Annotated in this window: 18 protein-coding genes; 9 read left to right on the top strand and 9 right to left on the bottom strand. The window is 69.2% G+C overall.

Annotated elements, in window-relative coordinates; genetic code table 11:
- The 4 genes from RJ05_RS10575 to RJ05_RS10590 all read right to left on the bottom strand — a co-directional run.
- On the bottom strand, positions 1–858 hold an 858-nt coding region (locus RJ05_RS10575), incomplete at its 3' end, for a glycosyltransferase family 9 protein (protein ID WP_036536270.1).
- Positions 855–1,841 carry a glycosyltransferase gene (locus tag RJ05_RS10580; RefSeq protein WP_036536298.1) on the bottom strand — a complete coding sequence of 329 codons (987 nt, stop codon included), beginning with the start codon at positions 1,839–1,841 and terminating at the stop codon, positions 855–857. The genes RJ05_RS10580 and RJ05_RS10575, both read right to left, overlap by 4 nt.
- Entirely contained in the window at positions 1,841–2,545 is a 705-nt protein-coding gene (locus RJ05_RS10585; protein WP_036536271.1) for an SDR family oxidoreductase, read from the bottom strand. Before RJ05_RS10585 ends, RJ05_RS10580 begins: the two co-directional genes overlap by 1 nt.
- A 35-nt stretch (positions 2,546–2,580) precedes the next feature.
- Positions 2,581–3,786 carry a glycosyltransferase gene (locus RJ05_RS10590; protein ID WP_036536273.1) on the bottom strand — a complete coding sequence of 402 codons (1,206 nt, stop codon included), beginning with the start codon at positions 3,784–3,786 and terminating at the stop codon, positions 2,581–2,583.
- A gap of 209 nt (positions 3,787–3,995) precedes the next feature.
- Between RJ05_RS10590 and RJ05_RS10595 the strand changes: the two genes are divergently transcribed.
- Positions 3,996–5,159 carry a glycosyltransferase family 9 protein gene (locus tag RJ05_RS10595; RefSeq protein WP_051016415.1) on the top strand — a complete coding sequence of 388 codons (1,164 nt, stop codon included), beginning with the start codon at positions 3,996–3,998 and terminating at the stop codon, positions 5,157–5,159.
- On the opposite strand, the gene RJ05_RS10600 is transcribed toward RJ05_RS10595, so the two are convergent.
- Both RJ05_RS10600 and rfaE2 read right to left on the bottom strand, forming a co-directional pair.
- A complete protein-coding gene (locus tag RJ05_RS10600) occupies positions 5,068–5,988 on the bottom strand; it encodes a glycosyltransferase family A protein (RefSeq protein ID WP_051016416.1) in 921 nt (306 codons plus the stop codon). The genes RJ05_RS10595 and RJ05_RS10600 overlap by 92 nt on opposite strands.
- Positions 5,988–7,484: a D-glycero-beta-D-manno-heptose 1-phosphate adenylyltransferase gene (rfaE2, locus tag RJ05_RS10605; RefSeq protein ID WP_036536275.1), complete on the bottom strand. Its 1,497-nt coding sequence runs from the start codon at positions 7,482–7,484 to the stop codon at positions 5,988–5,990. Before rfaE2 ends, RJ05_RS10600 begins: the two co-directional genes overlap by 1 nt.
- 183 nt (positions 7,485–7,667) lie before the next feature.
- On the opposite strand from rfaE2, the gene RJ05_RS10610 reads away from it, so the two are divergent.
- The 5 genes from RJ05_RS10610 (at position 7,668) to RJ05_RS10630 (ending at position 11,814) form a co-directional block, all read left to right on the top strand.
- Positions 7,668–7,853 (top strand): DUF2795 domain-containing protein, encoded by a 186-nt coding sequence (locus RJ05_RS10610; protein WP_036536278.1) that lies wholly within the window; start codon positions 7,668–7,670, stop codon positions 7,851–7,853.
- A gap of 159 nt (positions 7,854–8,012) precedes the next feature.
- Positions 8,013–9,773 (top strand): aa3-type cytochrome oxidase subunit I, encoded by a 1,761-nt coding sequence (gene ctaD / locus RJ05_RS10615; protein WP_036536280.1) that lies wholly within the window; start codon positions 8,013–8,015, stop codon positions 9,771–9,773.
- 19 nt (positions 9,774–9,792) lie between these two features.
- Positions 9,793–10,470 (top strand): catalase family protein, encoded by a 678-nt coding sequence (locus RJ05_RS10620; RefSeq protein WP_036536304.1) that lies wholly within the window; start codon positions 9,793–9,795, stop codon positions 10,468–10,470.
- 61 nt (positions 10,471–10,531) lie between these two features.
- Positions 10,532–11,608 (top strand): Rv2629 family ribosome hibernation factor, encoded by a 1,077-nt coding sequence (locus tag RJ05_RS10625; RefSeq protein WP_036536283.1) that lies wholly within the window; start codon positions 10,532–10,534, stop codon positions 11,606–11,608.
- A 23-nt stretch (positions 11,609–11,631) separates the two neighbouring features.
- Positions 11,632–11,814 (top strand): hypothetical protein, encoded by a 183-nt coding sequence (locus tag RJ05_RS10630; protein WP_036536285.1) that lies wholly within the window; start codon positions 11,632–11,634, stop codon positions 11,812–11,814.
- A 75-nt stretch (positions 11,815–11,889) separates the two neighbouring features.
- Here the strand turns inward: RJ05_RS10630 and RJ05_RS10635 are convergent, their stop codons facing one another.
- A complete protein-coding gene (locus tag RJ05_RS10635; protein ID WP_036536288.1) occupies positions 11,890–12,903 on the bottom strand; it encodes a DNA topoisomerase IB in 1,014 nt (337 codons plus the stop codon).
- A gap of 151 nt (positions 12,904–13,054) precedes the next feature.
- Here RJ05_RS10635 and RJ05_RS10640 point away from each other — a divergent pair, with 151 nt between their 5' ends.
- From RJ05_RS10640 to RJ05_RS10650, 3 genes are read left to right on the top strand one after another with little or no spacing between them, the layout of a single operon-like run.
- On the top strand, positions 13,055–13,558 hold the full coding sequence (locus RJ05_RS10640) for an SRPBCC family protein (RefSeq protein ID WP_036536306.1): 504 nt from the start codon (positions 13,055–13,057) through the stop codon (positions 13,556–13,558).
- Entirely contained in the window at positions 13,558–14,727 is a 1,170-nt protein-coding gene (locus RJ05_RS10645; RefSeq protein WP_036536291.1) for a zinc-dependent alcohol dehydrogenase, read from the top strand. Before RJ05_RS10640 ends, RJ05_RS10645 begins: the two co-directional genes overlap by 1 nt.
- Before the next feature lie 34 nt (positions 14,728–14,761).
- Entirely contained in the window at positions 14,762–15,199 is a 438-nt protein-coding gene (locus tag RJ05_RS10650) for an SRPBCC family protein (protein ID WP_036536293.1), read from the top strand.
- Positions 15,200–15,219: 20 nt separating this feature from the next.
- On the opposite strand, the gene RJ05_RS10655 is transcribed toward RJ05_RS10650, so the two are convergent.
- Complete coding sequence (locus tag RJ05_RS10655) at positions 15,220–17,013, bottom strand: thiamine pyrophosphate-requiring protein (RefSeq protein ID WP_036536296.1); 1,794 nt, start codon at positions 17,011–17,013, stop codon at positions 15,220–15,222.
- A gap of 36 nt (positions 17,014–17,049) precedes the next feature.
- Positions 17,050–17,416 (bottom strand): Dps family protein (locus tag RJ05_RS10660; RefSeq protein WP_036536309.1); only part of this gene is annotated, 367 nt, incomplete at its 5' end.

The raw sequence follows: 17,416 nt of genomic DNA on the forward strand, positions 1-17,416 counted from the left end.
CCGATGCGGCGCCCACCGGCGCGCGGGCACGACGGGGGCGAACAGCGAGACCACCGGCGTGCCGACCGCGGCGGCCAGATGGGCCGCGGCGGTGTTGGGCGCGACCACGACGCGGGCCCCGCGCAATACCGCGGCGAGCATGGGCAGGTCGGTAGCGCCGCCGAGGTCGAGCGCGTGGTCGCCGGATACCGTTGCGGTGAGCGCGGTTTCGCCGGGGCCACCGGTCACCAGCACACGGTGGCCGGCTTCGGCGAGGGCGGCCACCATCGACCGGCTGCGCCGCGCCGACATCCGCCGCGCCGGCACCGCCGCCCCCGGATGCACGACCACGTATCCCGGCTCGCCGGTCAGCGCGCGCACGTCCGGCAACTCGTCGCGCACCGCGAGCGCCGAATCGGCCGACGGATAGCCGGCCGCCGCGGCCAGCGACAACGCCCGGATCGGTTCCGGCACATCCTCGTCCACCGCATGCCGCACATCCAGCAGCGAACCCGGGTAGTCGGTGCTGATCGCGCAGATCCGCGGCACCGCCGCCATCCGCAATACCAGCGCCAGCGGCAGCGGCGACTGATGGAAGGAGGTGAAGATCAGTGCCTCATCGATCTGCCGGGCGGCAATGGCGGCTACCAGATCGTCGATGACGCGCGCGGTCACCGGTGGCCGGTCGAAATCGACCCAGCCCGCCGCGAACTCGAGCACCTCGTCGACGCCGGGCAGCAGGTGCGCCGCGGCGCGGCCGCGTGGGCCGGCCAGGAAGGTGAGCTTGTCCGCGCGCGCCGCGATGGCGCGAATCGCGGGGCCGGTCACCAGGACGTCGCCGGCGCTGTCGAGCCGCGCGGCGAGCACATGACCGCTCACGCGGCCACCACCTCATGCAGAAACCGGTCCCAGTGCCCGGTGAACCGGTCGATCCCGAAATTGGCCTGCGCCCAATGCCTGCCGGCCTTGCCCGCCAGTTCGGCGAAGCAGCGCTCGCGCACGAACATGCGGATCGCCTCGTCGAGCACGTCGAGATCGTTGGCGACCACGCCCGCGTCGGCCGGGATCGATGCCGACGCCTCGGTGGTGCCGAGCGCGACGATCGGCATGCCCAGATACATCGCCTCGATCACCGACAGGCCGAGCGAGGTCCAGCGCGGGGTATGCACGAAGACGCGCCTGCGCGCGAGTTCGCTGTGCAACTGCCGCTGATCGTGGTCGCCCGCGCCATGCACGCGCTCCTCCGGCAGGCCGAGGGCTCGGTGCAGGTCCGGCGTGTCGATGCCGTAGACGTCGATCGGCGCCGCCTGCGACAGCGGTGCCAGCAGATCGGTACCGGTGACCCGGCCGCGCCGCACCGGCTCGTTGATGATGGTGGCCGCGCGGTCCAGTTCGCCGGTGTAGAGGTGACCCGGGTCGATCACGCCGTGCGGGATCACCGTGGCCGATGCCCGCCCGTTGTCCCACATCAGCCGGTTGAAGTCGGTGACGTGGACCAGGGGGATGTCGTCGCGGTCGGCCAGCGGATGCCGGGTGAGGCAGGCATGTCCGCGCGGGGTGTTGTGCTCGAGGTAGACGGCGGGCAGGTCGACGCCCGGCTCGGCGTGCAGCCACTGCCGCACCAGATCCAGTTCCTCCGGGCGTTGCAGCACCACCACGTCGATCTGTTCGCCGGCCAGGTCGGCGGGTGCGACCTCGCGGGCCGAATCCGGCCAGTCGCGCCCGCAGCGGCCGAGCGCCCACGCACCGCGTGCGGCGTCGGTGGGGATCAGGTAGTGCTGGCCGCCCTGCACGAATGAGGTCATCCAGGAGCCGTGCACATGCCACACCAGGACGTTGAGCGGTCTCGATGCGCTGGTCATCACGGCCACGAGCTTTCCGTCGACGGGCAGACCACCATTTCCCGGATCTCACAGCCCGGTGGCCGGGTCATCGCGAAGATCGCGGTTGCCGCGACATCTTCGGGCTTGTTGAGCCGAACATCCGGCGGTGGCGCGTACTGGGCGGGGCGGCCGTCGAAGAACGCCGTGTGCATTCCGCCGGGGATCAGCAGGGTGACGCCGACGTCACCGGCGGTCTCGGCGGCCAGTGCCCTGGTGAAACCCACGACTCCGAATTTCGACGCGCAGTAGGCGGTGGCGTCGGGCAGTGCCTTGACTCCGAGCGTGGACGCGCAGGTCACCACGGTGCCGTGGCTCGCGCGCAACGCGGGCAGCGCGGCTCGGATGACGGCCGCTGTGCCCAGCAGGTTCACCCGGATCACCCGCTCCCAGTCGTCGGCGGCGACTTCGTCGAGCGCGCCGCAGGCATCTGTCCCGGCGGCGGTGAACACCGCGTCCAGCCGCCCGTCGACCCGCGCGATGAGTTGCTCCACGGCGCGCTGGGTGTCGTCGGAGTACGCCAGGTCCGCGTACTCCCAGGCCACCTCGGCTTCCGGTTTGTCGCGGTCGATGACCAGAGCGGTGCCGCCCTCGGCCTGTACCGCGTCGACGACGGCAGCTCCGAGGCCGGAGGCACCGCCGGTGATCAGGACGTTGCCGAGCGGGGTGTTCGCTGATGCGTTCACGCTGTATCCCTTCAGACGTCGGTCGGATGGATATGTCAGCTGGCTGCTCCGAGCGCGGCAGCCTGCGCGGTCATGGCCTTGTCGTAGGCGGTGAGGGTGTCGGTGGCGACTCGGTCCCAGGAGTAGCGCGCGCAGACCTTGCGATGTCCCGCCGCGCCCATACGCCGGCGCTGGGCACTGTCGGCGAGCAACGCGCGCAGCGCACGGGCCAGGGGTTTCGGTTCCGACGGCGGCACCAGCGCGCCGGTGACGCCGTCGTCCACGGTGTCGAGTAGGCCGCCGACCGCGCTGGCCACCACCGGCTTCGCGCAGGCCATCGCCTCCAGCGGGACGATGCCGAAGGGTTCGTACCACGGCGTGCACACCACGACGTCGGCCGAACGCAGCAGCGCGGGCATCTCGTCGTGGGCGATCCGGCCCAGCAGCTGGACCCGATCGGCCACCCCATGCTCGGAGGCGATCCGATGTAGGCGAGCGGCCTCGGAGCGTGCGGTGTCGTCGTCGCCTCCGCCGGCGATCAGCAGCTCGGTTCCCGGCAGCTCCGGCAGGGCCTTGATGGCGGTGTCGAACCCTTTGCGCGGCACCATCCGCCCGATCGCCAGCAGCCGCCGGTGGCGCCCCTTCGGTGCGATGGGGCCGTGCCGGTCGAACATCGACAGGTCGACCCCGCACGGCACGATCGAGGTGCGCGCAGCCGGCACCCCCATGCGTGCGAGTTCGCGCACTTCATCCGAGCAGGTCGCCACGATGTGATCGGCGCTGACCGCGATGAGACGCTCGAACTTGATCCGCGAGCGTGGACTGGTGTCGGCGCGGCCCTGGTAGCGGCGTTTGACCGTGCCGAGGGCGTGAAAGGTCAGGACCACCGGAAGATGCAGGCGGCGCGCGGCCAGTTCGGTGGCCAGCCCCGACATCCAGAAGTGGGCGTGCACCACATCGGGGCTGTCGGTGCTCCAGGATTCGTACAGGAAGTCGGCGAACTCGCCCAGATGCGGCAGTATCGCGTCCTTGGGAATGGGTGCGCGCGGTCCGGCGGGCACGTGGACGACGCGATAGCCGTCCTCGGTGACGACCTCGGTGTCGATGCGTGGATCGTCTCGGCGGGTGTAGACGCTGACCTCGTGCCCGTCGCGAGCGAAGGCCGATGCCAACGCACCGACATGCACGTTCTGCCCCCCGGCATCGACACCGCCGAGCGCGGCGAGGGGGCTGGCGTGTTCGGAAACCATGGCGATCTTCACGGGGCGGTCCCCTTTCTCCTGCTCGCTGCGTTGCCGGCGCCCGAGGAAACCTCCGTGGGGCTCTACGCGGCGCGTACCCGGTATTCCGAACCGCAATCCGGAGGTGCGCCTGCTCGGCTTCCGCGGCGTCGCATCGGTTTCGGGACCGGACCGCCGGGTATGCGACACGCTGATGCGGGACAAGCGGTTTCACGGAGAGGAAGGCCGCCATGGCCGAACCGGCGTTATCGGAGATGACCGTCGACCGGCTCACCGTCGGTCCGCTGCGGCCGCGCCTGCCGGACGTGCACCGGATCGCGGTGCTGCGCGGCGGCGGTCTCGGTGATCTGCTGTTCGCCGTGCCCGCCGTCCATGCCCTCGCGGCGGCATACCCGGAGGCCGAGATCGTGCTGCTCGGCTCCGCCTTGCACGCGCAGCTGCTGCGCGGGCGGACCACCCCGATCGGCGAGGTCGTCGTCCTTCCGGACGCGGCCGTCGGGTCGGCCGACCCCCGAGACGACGGCCTGCGTGACTGTGTCGGTCAGGCACTGCGCGAGCCGGTGGATCTCGGCGTCCAGCTGCACGGCGGCGGCGCCTGGTCCAATGCCGTTATCCAGCAATTGCATCCACGCTGGTCGGTCGGTTCACAAGCCCCGGGCGCGCCTGCGCTGCACCGCAACGTCCCGTTCCGCTACTACCACAACGAGACGTTGCGCGCGCTCGAAGTGGCCGCCGCCGCGGGCGCGCCGCCGGTGCTGCTGGAAGCCGAACTCCCGCTCACCACAGCCGATCTCGCCGCCGCGGATCGAGTCTTGACGGGGACCAGCGGCGCTACGGTGGCGATCCATCCCGGTGCGCGGGACCCGCGGCGGCGATGGCCCGCGCCCCGCTTCGCCGAGATCGCCGCGCGGTGCCTGAACCGCGGTCACGACGTCGTGCTGATCGGCACGAACGAAGAACGCGACCTACTCACCGCGATCGCGGACACCGCGCACGCGAACGCCTCCCGGATCCGCGACGGCGCCACCATCCAGCTGCTCGACGGGACCGATATGACCACCCTGTGCGGTGTGCTGGCCCGCAGCCGCGTATTGGTCGGCAACGACAGCGGCCCACGTCATCTGGCCCGGGCCCTCGGCACACCGACGGTCGGCGTGTTCTGGATCGGCAATGTCGTCAACGCGGGCCCGCTCAGCCGCACCGAGGACCGGGTGCTGATCTCCTGGCGCGACGACTGCCCGGTGTGCGGGCAGGACATCACCGACGAGTTCCGCGCGCGCTGCCCGCACGACGATTCGCTGGTCACGTCGGTGACGATCGAGAATGTCGAGGCCGAACTGCTCGACCTGCTCGCTGCCGAACCCCCTGCCGAGCGTCCCGGCCATCGCCCCTGACAGCGTGCTGCGGCCAGAACTCCGGCGGCACCACCTCGTAGGCCTCCACCCGCCGATCGGTGACCGTGGTCGGCGATTCCAGATGGATCGCGCCGCTGGGCAGCAGGCCCGCACCGCCGAAGCGGGCGATCACCCGTAGCTGCGCCAGCACGTCCTCGCCACTGTGTTCGGCGGGCAATTCGGTCCAGAAATCGAAACCGCCGGTATCGAGCAGGGCCGCGCGGTCGTAGAGGACGCACCCGCCGATCCAGGCGATCTTGTAGGCGTAGGTCCGGCCGGGTCGCCGCACCACCGCGTCGGCCAGATGTGCCGGATTGGCGGCGTTGTGCAGAGTCCAGCGCTCCCATTCGGGCTCGCCACGAATGATCCGCTCCGGCTGCGGCGGGCCGCGCCAGAGTTCGAAGGGCGCGAGTTCGCCCGGGCGGAAGTCGTCCAGATGCGACAGGCCCTGCACCGCGCATCCCACCAGCCCGCAGCCGAGGTCACCGATCGCTCGGCGCATCCGGGTCAGGGTCGTCGGCTCCAGCCACACATCGTCGTCGAGAAACAGCACATACCGTGCGGTCGCGCGGCCGAGCAGGTGGGCGCGGTGCTCGGCCATGCCGCGACGTGGCAGATGGCGTCCTACCCGGATCGGATGCCCCTGTCGGGTCAGCACCCGCCGCATCGCCCGCGCGGTCGCGGTGTCATATCCGGGTGCCGCATCGGACTGGTCGCTGACGATCACTCCGAAGCCGGGCAGATCCTGTGCCGCGAGCCCGGACAGGGTGGTGGCCAGCTCGATCTCGCGGTTGCGGGTGGGAATGAGGACCTCGAGGTCTGGACCCATCACCCACCGCCCGTCGCCGATCGGGCCCGGATGCGTTCGATCATCGCCGAGGTCGAATGATCGGCCAGATAACCGAGCACCCGCACCTCGCCGCCGTACTCGGCGACTATGGGCGTCTCCGGCAACATCTCGGGCCGATAGTCGCCGCCCTTGACATACAGGTCGGGTTCGGTAGCCCGCAGCAGCCGCTCCGGGGTGTCCTCGTCGAACACGGTCACATGGTCGACGCAGCTCAGCGCGGCCAGCACCGCGCACCGATCATGGTCGGGATTGACCGGACGGTCGGGTCCCTTGAGCCTGCGCACGCTGTCGTCGGAATTGACCGCGACCACCAGCACATCGCCGAGCCGCTTGGCCTCGTTCAAATAGGCGATATGCCCGGCGTGCACCACATCGAAGCAGCCGTTGGTGAACACGATCCGCTCCCCCGCGGCTCGATGCCCCCGCACCGCCTCGATCAACTGCCGTGGCTCGAGCACCGCGCCACCGCTGCGGTCGATGCGCGCCCGCAGCTGCTCGCGCGTGCACACCGAGGTGCCCGACCGGTGCACGACCACGTCGGCCGCGGCCTGCGCCACCTCCACCGCGCCGGTGAGCGGCATCCCGGCCAGCACGGCCAGCGTCAACGCGGCGACGAAGGTATCGCCGCCGCCCGCGGACTGGCTCTCGCGCACCGGATGCGCCCAGGTGCGGTGCGCGGGGCGGTCGCCGTCGAGCAGCACGCTGCCGTCCCGGTCGAGGGTGACCACGGCGGTGCGGGTGCCGATCGCGTCGAACAACGCCTCGCGATGGCGGTCGAACAGCTCGGCCCGCTGCTCGGGGTGGGCGCCGGCCGCGGCCGCGAGCCCGAGGACTTCGGCCGCTTCGCCGGCGTTCGGGGTGACGAGATCGGGATGGAGCGCACGCCACCGTGCGGGATGGTGGGTGTCGACGATCAGCAGCGGCAGGTGCTCGCGTCGCTGGAGCAGCCCCTCGCGCAAGGTGTCACCGAGTGGGCCACCGTAATCGCAGACGATCAGCGCCTCCGCCCCGATCAGGGCATCGTCGAGGCGATCGAGCATCTCGGCGACCTCATGCGGTCGCGCGTCACCGGTACTCGCGTCGTCGAAGCGCACGAGGATCTGCTCATCGGCCACGATGCGGGTCTTCACCGGGGTCGTGCGATCCGGCGCGCGATAGATCCGGCCGATGTCGACACCGCTGCGGGCCAGCACCTCGGCGAGCGCGGTGGCCGGCGCGTCGTCTCCGGTCAGGGCGAGCAGGCGGGTATCGGCGCCGAGGGCCGCGACATTGGCGGCGGTATTGCCCGCGCCGCCGGCCACCGACGAACTGCGTTCGATATCGACCACCGGCACCGGTGCTTCCCGGCACAACCGCTCGCACCTACCCCATTTCCACACATCCAGCATGGCGTCGCCGAGCACGACCACCGTCGCGTCCTCGCGCGTCACATCGGCCGCGGCGCCGGGCCCGTCGCGGTAGTCGGTCCCACTCATGCGCGTCCTCCTGTCGATGGGGCACTCGAGGTCGCCATTCCACGCGCGGAGCCGATAAAACACGGCGGCAGCGAAGATTCCGGTGCGGCCCGATGCGCTATTCGCCGGCCGAATCGGGTTTGCGGGCGGGCTGTGGTGGTACCGCTCCGGCGTCCGACCCGATCGAAGAAGGGAAGTACGACGATGGGCCAGATCAATCCGATCCAAGTGCAGAAGTACCTGCACGGCGTCGACTATCCGTGCGATCGCGACGGCATCGTCGAAGCCGCCCGCAGCAATGGCGCGGATGCCACCGTCATCGACGCTCTCGAAGACCTGCCCGACCGCACCTTCAACGGACCGAACGCGGTCAGCGAGGCGATCGCATAGCGGCATCGTCCCGGTCCACAGTCGCGGCCCGCGCACGGTGCGGGCCGCGATCCGCGTTCGGCGAATCGCCGCTCGGATGGTTCAGCCGCCGGGATGCGGGTAGGGCGAGGACATGGGCGCGTTCTCGGTAGCGCCGCGGGCATCGATGTGGGAGGTGGGATGACGGCGACATCCTCGAGCACAGCGGGTGAGCTCACCGCGACGCGTCCGTTTCCGGCGCGCCACGGCCCGAAGGGCTCGACGCTCTACAAGATCGTCACCACCACCGATCCGAAGGTGCTCGGCATCTTGTACCTGGCGTCGGCGACGGCGTTCTTCCTGATCGGCGGTTTGCTGGCGTTGCTGATGCGCGGGGAGCTGGCGCGGCCGGGACTGCAGTTCCTCTCGCCCGAGCAGTACAACCAGCTGTTCACCATGCACGGCACCATCATGCTGCTGTTCTACGCCACCCCAGTGGTTTTCGGGTTCGCCAATGCGATCCTGCCGTTGCAGATCGGCGCACCCGACGTCGCGTTTCCGCGGTTGAACGCCCTCAGCTACTGGCTGTATCTGTTCGGGGCGACGATGGCGACGGCCGGGTTCCTCACCCCGGGCGGCGCGGCGGATTTCGGCTGGACCGGCTACACGCCGTTGAGCAACGAACTGCATTCGCCGGGCGTCGGCGGGGATTTGTGGATCATGGGGTTGGCGGTGTCGGGCCTCGGCACCATTCTCGGCGCGGTCAACATGATCACCACCGTGGTCTGCCTGCGCGCACCGGGGATGACGATGTTCCGGATGCCGATCTTCACCTGGAACATCCTGATCACCAGCATCCTGGTGCTGCTGGCCTTCCCGATCCTCACCGCGGCACTGATGGCGCTGGCCTACGACCGGCACCTGGGTGGTCACATCTACGATCCGGCCACCGGCGGCACCATTCTCTGGCAGCACCTGTTCTGGTTCTTCGGCCATCCCGAGGTCTACATCGTCGCGCTGCCGTTCTTCGGCATCATCAGCGAGGTCATCCCGGTTTTCAGCCGCAAACCGATCTTCGGCTACACCGCCCTGGTCTTCGCCACCATCGCCATCGCGGCGCTGTCGATGGCGGTGTGGGCGCACCACATGTACGCCACCGGTGCGGTGATGCTGCCGTTCTTCTCGCTGATGACATTTCTGATCGCGGTGCCGACAGGAGTGAAGTTCTTCAATTGGATCGGCACCATGTGGAAGGGCCAGTTGACCTTCGAAACACCGATGTTGTTCTCCCTCGGATTCATCGTCACCTTCCTGCTCGGCGGCCTGTCGGGGGTCATCCTGGCCAGCCCGCCGCTGGACTTCCACGTCACCGACTCCTATTTCGTGGTGGCGCATTTCCACTACGTGCTCTTCGGCACCATCGTCTTCGCCACGTTCGCCGGGATCTATTTCTGGTTCCCGAAGATGACCGGCCGGTTCATGGACGAGCGGCTGGGCAGGCTGCATTTCTGGACGACGTTCCTCGGCTTCCACCTCACCTTCCTGGTGCAGCACTGGCTGGGCAACGAGGGCATGCCGCGCCGCTACGCCGACTACCTGCCCGGCGACGGGTTCACCGCGCTCAACACCATCTCCACCATCGGGTCGTTCGTGCTCGGCGTCTCGATGGTGACGTTCGTATGGAATGTGTTCAAGAGTTACCGCTACGGCGAAGTGGTGACCGTCGACGATCCCTGGGGTTCGGGCAATTCGCTGGAATGGGCGACGACCTGCCCGCCGCCGCGGCACAACTTCTACGAACTGCCACCCATCCGCTCCGAACGTCCCGCGTTCGAAGTGCACTACCCGCACATGGTCGAACGAATTCGCGCCGAAGCCCACATCGGCCGCTCCGCACGCCACGGCGCCGGCGCGGAGTTGTCCGAACCATCCGATGCGGCCACGACCGACCGGACCCGATGACAGCAGCGAAGGATATGTGATGGCTGATCTGGTTTCCGCCACCGTGACAAAGGCTTTCGAGGCAGGGGCCCGGGTGCGGCACGGGCGGGTGTTCCATCCCCGTGGCGTGCGGCTGTCCGGGCGATTCCATGCCGAGGACGAGTACGTCTCACTCTTCGGCCAGGGCGAACGGGCGGTGATCGCACGCCTGTCGAAAGGAATCGGCACCCCCGCGGGCCTGCCGGACGTGCTCGGACTGGCCTTCCGGGTGCTCGATCGCGACGACCATCCGTGGGATTTCGTGCTGGCGACCACCGGCCGCGGCGGGCTCGGCCGGTTGGCGATCACCCCGGCTCGCGGCTGGGCCAGCGCCCGCTACGGTTCCCTGCTGCCGTACCGGTTCGGCGAATCCAGCCTGACCTGGGTGTATGCCGAACCCGACGCGAACCAGCCCGCGACCGCCGCACTGGATGCCCTGGCAGAGCATCTGCGCGAGCACACTCTCGGCTTCGAGATCACCGTTCAGGGCATCGGCACCCCGCGCCGCACCGCCGGGGAACTGACCCTGCACCCGGCCGAACCCGAGGACTACCGCACCGACTTCTTCGACCCGATGCTCAACCATCCGGCCGAGGTCACACTGGTGCCCGATCTCGTCACCAAGTTCCGGGAACGCGCCTATATCGGCAGCCGCCGCGGGCGTGGAGAAGAACCCTGAGCCGGCCCCACGCGCGGTGATTCACCGCGCCGATGCCGGGTAACCGGCCAGCGTGAGAAGCATGGATATCCGACAGATAGCGCAGCGGGCCGGACCGTTCGCCTCGGTATACATCGACGGCTCGCACGACACCGAAGACGCCGCGCACCAGACCGAACTGCGGTGGCGCTCGGCGCGGGGGCAATTGGCCGACCAAGGCGCCCCGACCGCCACCCTGGAACGACTCGACACCGCCATCGCGCAACGTCATCCGGGGCAGGGCAGATGCGGCCGGTTGCTCATCGCCGACGACGACGAGGTGCTGGTGGACGAGTTCTTGCCGGACCCGCCACCCAGGGAAGAACTGCGCGTGTCGCCACGACCGTATCTGCTGCCGTTGCTCGCCCACGACGCCGAACAGACCCCGCATGTGGTCGCGGTGGTCGACAGCGTCGGATGTGATGTGCGGGCCGTCGATGAGCATGGACACGCGATGGCGGAGGCCGTCGAGGGACAGGACCATCCGGTGCACAAGGTCCCCGGCGGCGGCTGGTCGCATCTGTCGATGCAACGCCGCACGGAGGAGACGGTGCGGCGCAACGTCGACGAGGTCGCCCGGGAGGTATCGGCGCTGGCCGATCGGGTCCGGGCCGAGGTGGTGGTGCTGGCCGGTGAGGTATCGGCTCGCTCGGCGCTGCACGATGCCCTGCCCGATCACGGCGCGACCGTGGTCGAGGTCGAATCGGGTGGCCGCGCCGAAGGCACCGACGACGCCGAATTCGAGGCCAGGGTGCACGAGATGATCGCCGAGCAGGCCCGGGCACACCGCACGGAAGCACTGGAGCGGTTGACCGCCGAACGTGCCCGCGACGACGGTCTGGCCGTGGCGGGGCTCGCCGACACGGTCGCCGCCCTCCGCATGGCCAACGTGGCCCAATTGCTGATCGAGGCACCATCATCGGCGCGTCACTCGGTGTGGGTGGGCGCGGATCCCGCGCAGGTCTCGTTGCGCCGCGACGAACTCGACAGCGCCTCGGCCGAGCAGTGCCCGGCCGATGCGGCGCTGCCCGTCGCGGCCCTGGCCGTCGGCGCCGAGGTCGTGGCGGTGGACGGCGCCGGGCTGCCCGACGGCGTCGCGGCACTGCTGCGGCATCGGTGAACCGCCGCGAGAAAGGAGACGTCATGGAACGAGGAAGTAGCAAACACGGCCCGAAACGCGACGACGAACTCGCGCACGAAATGCAGGGAACCCTGAAGGGAAATCGGTCGAGTCGCGCCGAGGAATGGCGCGACCCGGAACCGCCCGCCGACGACGACCCGGACCTGGAGGTCCGGCCGGAGCTGTCGGACTCTGCGGACGAATGATCCCCGGCAGCGGTATCGGCCCACCAATTCGCCCTCGGCTGCGTCTCCGAATCGTTCGGGCCGATACAGCGCTGCTCACCCGGAGGTCTTGCGCAACAACCGGATGACGGCCCGCTCGATGATGGCGGTTCGCTCCTCATCCGCATCGACCCGGTTCGCCCGGCGCAGTGCCGCTTGGATCGTCGCGCCGTTGTCGTAGGCTTCGACCACGCGCGGGTCGATATACGAATCACGTGCCACAGTGGGGGTGTTGCCCAGCGCGTCGGCGACCTGCTCGAAGATCTCCCGCTGCACCTTTCGCCGGCCGCGCTGGGATTGCGGACGCGCGGCCGCACCGAATCCGGCGGCCGCCAGCACGGTGCCCTGCCAGGTCCGCAGGTCCTTCACACTGCACTCCGGGGTGGTCAGCTCCTTGAAACGGGTATTGATCTCCTCCGCGTGCAGTTCGTGGAATCCTGTGTCGTCGCGGTACACCAGCAGCCGCTGCGTGCCGGTCCGTTGTCGCCGCAGCGCGCGAACAGCCCTCGCCAGGTCCGGTCCCCGCACCCGTACGCGCCGCCGGATCCCGCCCTTGGCCACGTAGTCGAACACCATCTCGGCTCCGCTGACCCGCACCTGATCACGCAGCAGCGTCGCCACGCCCCTGGTCCCGTTCTCCTCGGCGTATTCCTCACCGCCGACCCGGAATACCTCGCGATCGACCAGGCTGATCGCCAAGGCCTGGACGCGACGTGCGGGCAGACCGCGCAGGCCGAGGTCCGCCTCCAGTTGCTTACGTACCTGCGGTAGCCGGCGGGCCAGGTCCAGGACTCGGTCGAACTTCTCTTCGTCGCGTTCGCGGCGCCAGCGTTCGTGGTAGAGGTACTGGCGCCGGCCCGCCGCGTCCACGCCGACGGCCTGGATATGACCATTCGGGTACGGGCAGATCCACACCTTGCGCCAGGCCGGCGGGATCACCAGCCCGCGAATGCGCTCCAGCGTGACGGTATCGGCGACCGGCTCACCGGAGTCGGCGACATAGGAGAATCCGCGTCCGCGGCCGATCCGCCTGATGCCTGGGCCGTAAGGCCTGCTGCGCCGCAATCTCATAGGTCCCTCCCCTGTCGGGCATAGCCCGCTTCGGCGATCTCACACCTGGCACGCGGCGGCCCGGCCGCGACATTGTTTGCCGAGCACGGGGTATGCGGTGGATGAATGCGGCCGCTGCGGCCGCCGGTCACACCGTTCGGAGGGAGTGCTCGTGGACTACATCGACAAGGCCAAGCACCAGGTGGTCGACCTGGTCGGGAAAGTCGTTGGCGCCTCCGGCGGCGGGGTGAGCACCCAGACGATGACGATCGCACGGCCCCGCGACGAGGTGCGGCGGTTCTGGCGTGATCCGGACAATCTGTCGGCCGTCCTGCAGGGGATCGCCCGGGTACGGCAGGCCGGTTCCGACCGCCTCGAGTGGACCTTCGACCCGCTCGATGGTGACACGCTGCGGTGGGCGACCGACGTCGTCGACAATGCCGACGAGCTGCGCTTCACCGGCGAACACGACGAGCAGATCCGGTTGAGCTTCGCCGACGCACCGCACGATCTCGGCACCGAGGTCACCATCCGGACGACCTCCCCGGCACCCGGCCTGCTCACCGGAGCGGTGGCGTTCACCGCCCTCTATCGCGCCCGGGCACTGCTGCAGACCGGTGAGATACCCACCCTCGAACACAATCCCAGCGGCCGCCGAGCCGAACAGGAGGCGTGATGCGTGCACTGTGCTGGAACGGCGTCAATGATCTCGCCGTCGAGACCGTGCCCGATCCCGTGCTGGTCAACCCGCACGATGTGATCGTGCGGGTGCGGTTGACCACCACCTGCGGTTCGGATCTGCATTTCATCGACGGCTACCTGCCCGGCATGCGCGAAGGCGATGTCATCGGGCACGAATTCATGGGCGAGGTGGTGGAGACCGGCCCCGAAGTGCGCTCGGCGAAGGCCGGCGACCGGGTGGTCGTGCCGTCGTTCATCGGGTGCGGAGCGTGCTGGTATTGCGGCAACGGCCTGTATTCGACCTGCGACACCACCAACCCGAACGCCGCGCTGCAACAACCGTTGCTCGGCTACCCGTCCGGCGGAATCTACGGCTACACCCATCCTTTCGGCGGCTACCAGGGTTCGCACGCCGAGTACATCCGAGTGCCGTTCGGTGACGTCAACTGCTTCAGCGTGCCCGACGGCGTTACCGATGAGCAGGCGCTGTTCTGCTCCGACGCCGTGCCGACCGGCTTGATGGGCGCCGACTTCTGCGATATCTCCCCCGGCGACACGGTCGCGGTGTGGGGCAGCGGCGGGGTCGGTTTGATGGCCGCGCACACCGCGCGTCTGCTCGGCGCCGAACGCGTGATCGTCATCGACCGGTTCTCGAATCGGCTGGAACTGGCCCGCGGCCGCGCCGGCGCGGAGACGATCGACTACACGGCCGTGGACAGCGTGGCCGAGGCGCTGCGCGAGACCACCGGCGGCCGCGGGCCCGACGCCTGCATCGACGCCGTCGGCATGGAAGGCCACGGCACCGGCCTCCAGCAGCTCTACGACAAGGCCAAGCAACTGCTGCGGCTGGAGACCGATCGCGCGACCTCGCTGCGCGAGGCGATCCTGGCCTGCCGGAAGGCCGGCGTGGTGTCGGTGCTCGGCGTCTACGGGCTCACCGACAAATTCCCGATGGGGGTGGTCACCAACAAGGGCCTCACCATCCGCTCCGCCCAGCAGCGCGGGCAGGCCTACATGCCGCGCATGTTCGACTACATCGAGCAGGGCGATCTGGATCCGTCTTATCTCATCACCCACGATCTGCCGTTGACCGAGGCGGTGCGCGGCTACGAGCTGTTCAAGAACAGCAAACAGGAGTGCGTGCGCGCGGTGTTCCGCCCATGACCCATCCGCTGCAACCGGAGGAAGGCAGGACGACATGGTCGAGGTCCGGACCGAGGTAGCCGCGTCACCGCAGCAGATTTTCGCGGTGCTCGCCGACGGCTGGTCGTATGCGAGCTGGGTGGTCGGCGCCTCGCATATCCGCGAGGTCGACAGCAGCTGGCCCCAGGTGGGTGCGCGGATCCACCATCGGGTCGGCCCCTGGCCGTTCACCATCGACGACACCACCACTGTGCGGGCCGTCGACCCGCCGCACAGCCTGGAGCTGGATGCGGGGCTGTGGCCGGCCGGCGCGGCCTGGATCAGGCTCGACCTGGTCGAGATCGCCCCCGGCCGCACCGAGATCCGGATGGCGGAGAAGGCCGTTCGCGGTCCGAGCCGCTGGGTGCCCGGACCGGTCGAAGGCGCGCTGCTCGCGCCACGCAACAAGGAAGCGCTGGCGCGGCTCGCCGATATCGCCGTCGGTAAGAAGTAGTCGCCGGTTCCGCAGGGCCGCTAGCTGTTTCGGTGCCTGGCGAAGAAGCGGCGGGTCTTCTGCTTCACCGACTGCGCCAGCACCGGTCCCGCGTCTTCGTCACCGTGCAGCAGTGCCCGCGCGAGCGAGGAGAACTGCTCGAAGGTGGTGTTGGGCGGTATCGGCGCCACATTCGGATCACAGGCGATGTCGAGCACCACCGGTCGCGCGCTCGACAATGCTCGTGACCACGCGCCGGCGAGCGCCTCCGGATCGTCGATGGATTCGGCGCCGAGCCCGAGGCTGCGCGCGAACGCGGCGTAGTCGACATCGGGCAGGGTCTGCGAGTCAGGGAATTTCGGCGAACCGTGCATACCGCGCAATTCCCAGGTGACCTGGTTGAGGTCGTTGTTGTGCAACACGGCGACGATCAGCCGCGGATCCTGCCATTGCCGCCAGTAGCGGGCGATGGTGATGAGTTCGGCGAGGCCGTTCATCTGCATCGCACCGTCGCCGACGAGCGCGATGGCGGGACGCTCGGGACATGCCCACTTGGCGCCGATGGCGTAGGGCACCGCGCACCCCATGCTGGCCAGCGTGCCCGACAGCGACCCACGCATATCGCCGTGGAAGCGCAGGTGCCGGGCGTACCAGTCGGCCGAGGTTCCCGAATCCGCGGTGACGACGGCGTTCTCGGGCAGCTGCGGTGACAGCTCGGAGAAGATGCGCATCGGGTTGATCGGATCGGCGTCGAGCATGGCCACCTCGTCGGCGGCCCGCCACCACTGCGCCACCTCGTGTTCGACACGCTTGCGCCAGCTCCGGTCGCGCTTGCGTTTCACCAGCGGAATCAGCTCGCGCAGTGCGGCTTTCGCATCCGCGACGATGCTGACCTCATACGGATAGCGCATGCCGATCCAGGCGCCGGACCGGTCGATCTGGATGCCGCGCACCTGACCGAATTCGGGCAGGTATTCGCTGTAGGGGAAGTTCGATCCGATGGTCAGCAGGGTGTCGGCCTCCGACATCAGGTAATGGCTGGCCGTGGTGCCGAGCAGGCCGAGCGATCCGGTCACCCATGGCTCGGTGTCGGGCAGCACATCTTTGCCGAGCAGCGCCTTGGCCACGCCCGCGCCGAGCAGATCGGCCAACCGGGTCAGCTCTTCGGCGCAGCCGCGCGCACCCTGCCCGACCAGGATCGCGACCCGCTCCCCGGCATCGAGGATCTCCGCGGCGCGGTGCAGTGCTTCCGGATCGGGTGTGATGATGCCCTGACTCAGGCCGAGACTCGACGGCACGTTCTTCATCTCGTGCGCCGGGGCGGTGTAGTCGAGGGAGAACACATCGGCGGGAACGATCACCGCCGTCGGCGCACGCTCGGCGAGCGCGACCCGGAAGGCGCGGTCGAGCACATTGGGGAATTGCTGCGGCACCACACACAGCTGCGAATAGGCGCTGCACACGTCCTTGAACGCCGCGGGCAGGTCGACCTCCTGCTGATGGGAACCGTCCAGTGCGCTGCGCTCGGTCTGGCCGACGATCGCCACCACCGGCACATGGTCGAGTTTGGCGTCGTAGAGGCCGGTGAGCAGGTGGATCGCGCCCGGCCCTCCGGTCGCCGCGCACACTCCGACCGACCCGGAGAACTTGGCGTAGCCGACCGCTTCGAAGGCGGCCATCTCCTCGTGCCGGGCCTGCACGAACTGCGGATAGTGCTCGCCGCCCGCCCAGGCGGCGAGCAAACCGTTGATTCCGTCGCCGGGATAACCGAAGACCTGGCGCACACCCCACTCCCCGAGGCGGCGCAACAGCACCTCACCGACCTGCTCGGCCATGTGTCTCCTCCTCGAATTCGGTGCGGGGCCCGCCGGTCAGGCGGTGGCCAGCTGGGCCTGCCACATCCAGTGCAGTTGCTCGAGGCGGGCGGCGATCCCGATGAACAGATCCTGGGTCACCGGGTCGGGCTTCTCGGTGGCGTCGATGCGTTCCCGGAACCGCCCGATGACGGTGGCGAGATTCTCCACGATCGCGGTGATGACGTCGGTGTCCTGCTGCCAGCCGTCGGGGAACCCGAGTCCGGCGGCCTCTTTGGCCACCGTCTGCGCCCGTCCGTCAGGGCTGACGCCGATCGCGGTGGCCCGCTCGGCCACGTCGTCGGTGAACCCGCGCGCCGCGGTCACCAGTTCGTCCAGTGCCAGATGCAGCGGACGGAAGTTCGGGCCGACCACATTCCAGTGC

It is taken from the genome of Nocardia cyriacigeorgica NBRC 100375, from assembly GCF_000308555.1.
Taxonomy (GTDB): domain Bacteria; phylum Actinomycetota; class Actinomycetes; order Mycobacteriales; family Mycobacteriaceae; genus Nocardia; species Nocardia cyriacigeorgica.

Excerpts from the sequence above, each read along its gene's own strand:
- RJ05_RS10650 (WP_036536293.1), top strand. The coding sequence starts at position 14,762 with ATGGTCGAGGTCCGGACCGAGGTAGCCGCGTCACCGCAGCAGATTTTC.
- RJ05_RS10625 (WP_036536283.1), top strand. The coding sequence starts at position 10,532 with ATGGATATCCGACAGATAGCGCAGCGGGCCGGACCGTTCGCCTCGGTA.
- RJ05_RS10620 (WP_036536304.1), top strand. The coding sequence starts at position 9,793 with ATGGCTGATCTGGTTTCCGCCACCGTGACAAAGGCTTTCGAGGCAGGG.
- RJ05_RS10610 (WP_036536278.1), top strand. The coding sequence starts at position 7,668 with ATGGGCCAGATCAATCCGATCCAAGTGCAGAAGTACCTGCACGGCGTC.
- RJ05_RS10580 (WP_036536298.1), bottom strand. The coding sequence starts at position 1,841 with ATGACCAGCGCATCGAGACCGCTCAACGTCCTGGTGTGGCATGTGCAC.
- RJ05_RS10600 (WP_051016416.1), bottom strand. The coding sequence starts at position 5,988 with ATGGGTCCAGACCTCGAGGTCCTCATTCCCACCCGCAACCGCGAGATC.
- ctaD (WP_036536280.1), top strand. The coding sequence starts at position 8,013 with ATGACGGCGACATCCTCGAGCACAGCGGGTGAGCTCACCGCGACGCGT.
- RJ05_RS10645 (WP_036536291.1), top strand. The coding sequence starts at position 13,558 with ATGCGTGCACTGTGCTGGAACGGCGTCAATGATCTCGCCGTCGAGACC.
- rfaE2 (WP_036536275.1), bottom strand. The coding sequence starts at position 7,484 with ATGAGTGGGACCGACTACCGCGACGGGCCCGGCGCCGCGGCCGATGTG.
- RJ05_RS10655 (WP_036536296.1), bottom strand. The coding sequence starts at position 17,013 with ATGGCCGAGCAGGTCGGTGAGGTGCTGTTGCGCCGCCTCGGGGAGTGG.
- RJ05_RS10635 (WP_036536288.1), bottom strand. The coding sequence starts at position 12,903 with ATGAGATTGCGGCGCAGCAGGCCTTACGGCCCAGGCATCAGGCGGATC.
- RJ05_RS10630 (WP_036536285.1), top strand. The coding sequence starts at position 11,632 with ATGGAACGAGGAAGTAGCAAACACGGCCCGAAACGCGACGACGAACTC.
- RJ05_RS10595 (WP_051016415.1), top strand. The coding sequence starts at position 3,996 with ATGGCCGAACCGGCGTTATCGGAGATGACCGTCGACCGGCTCACCGTC.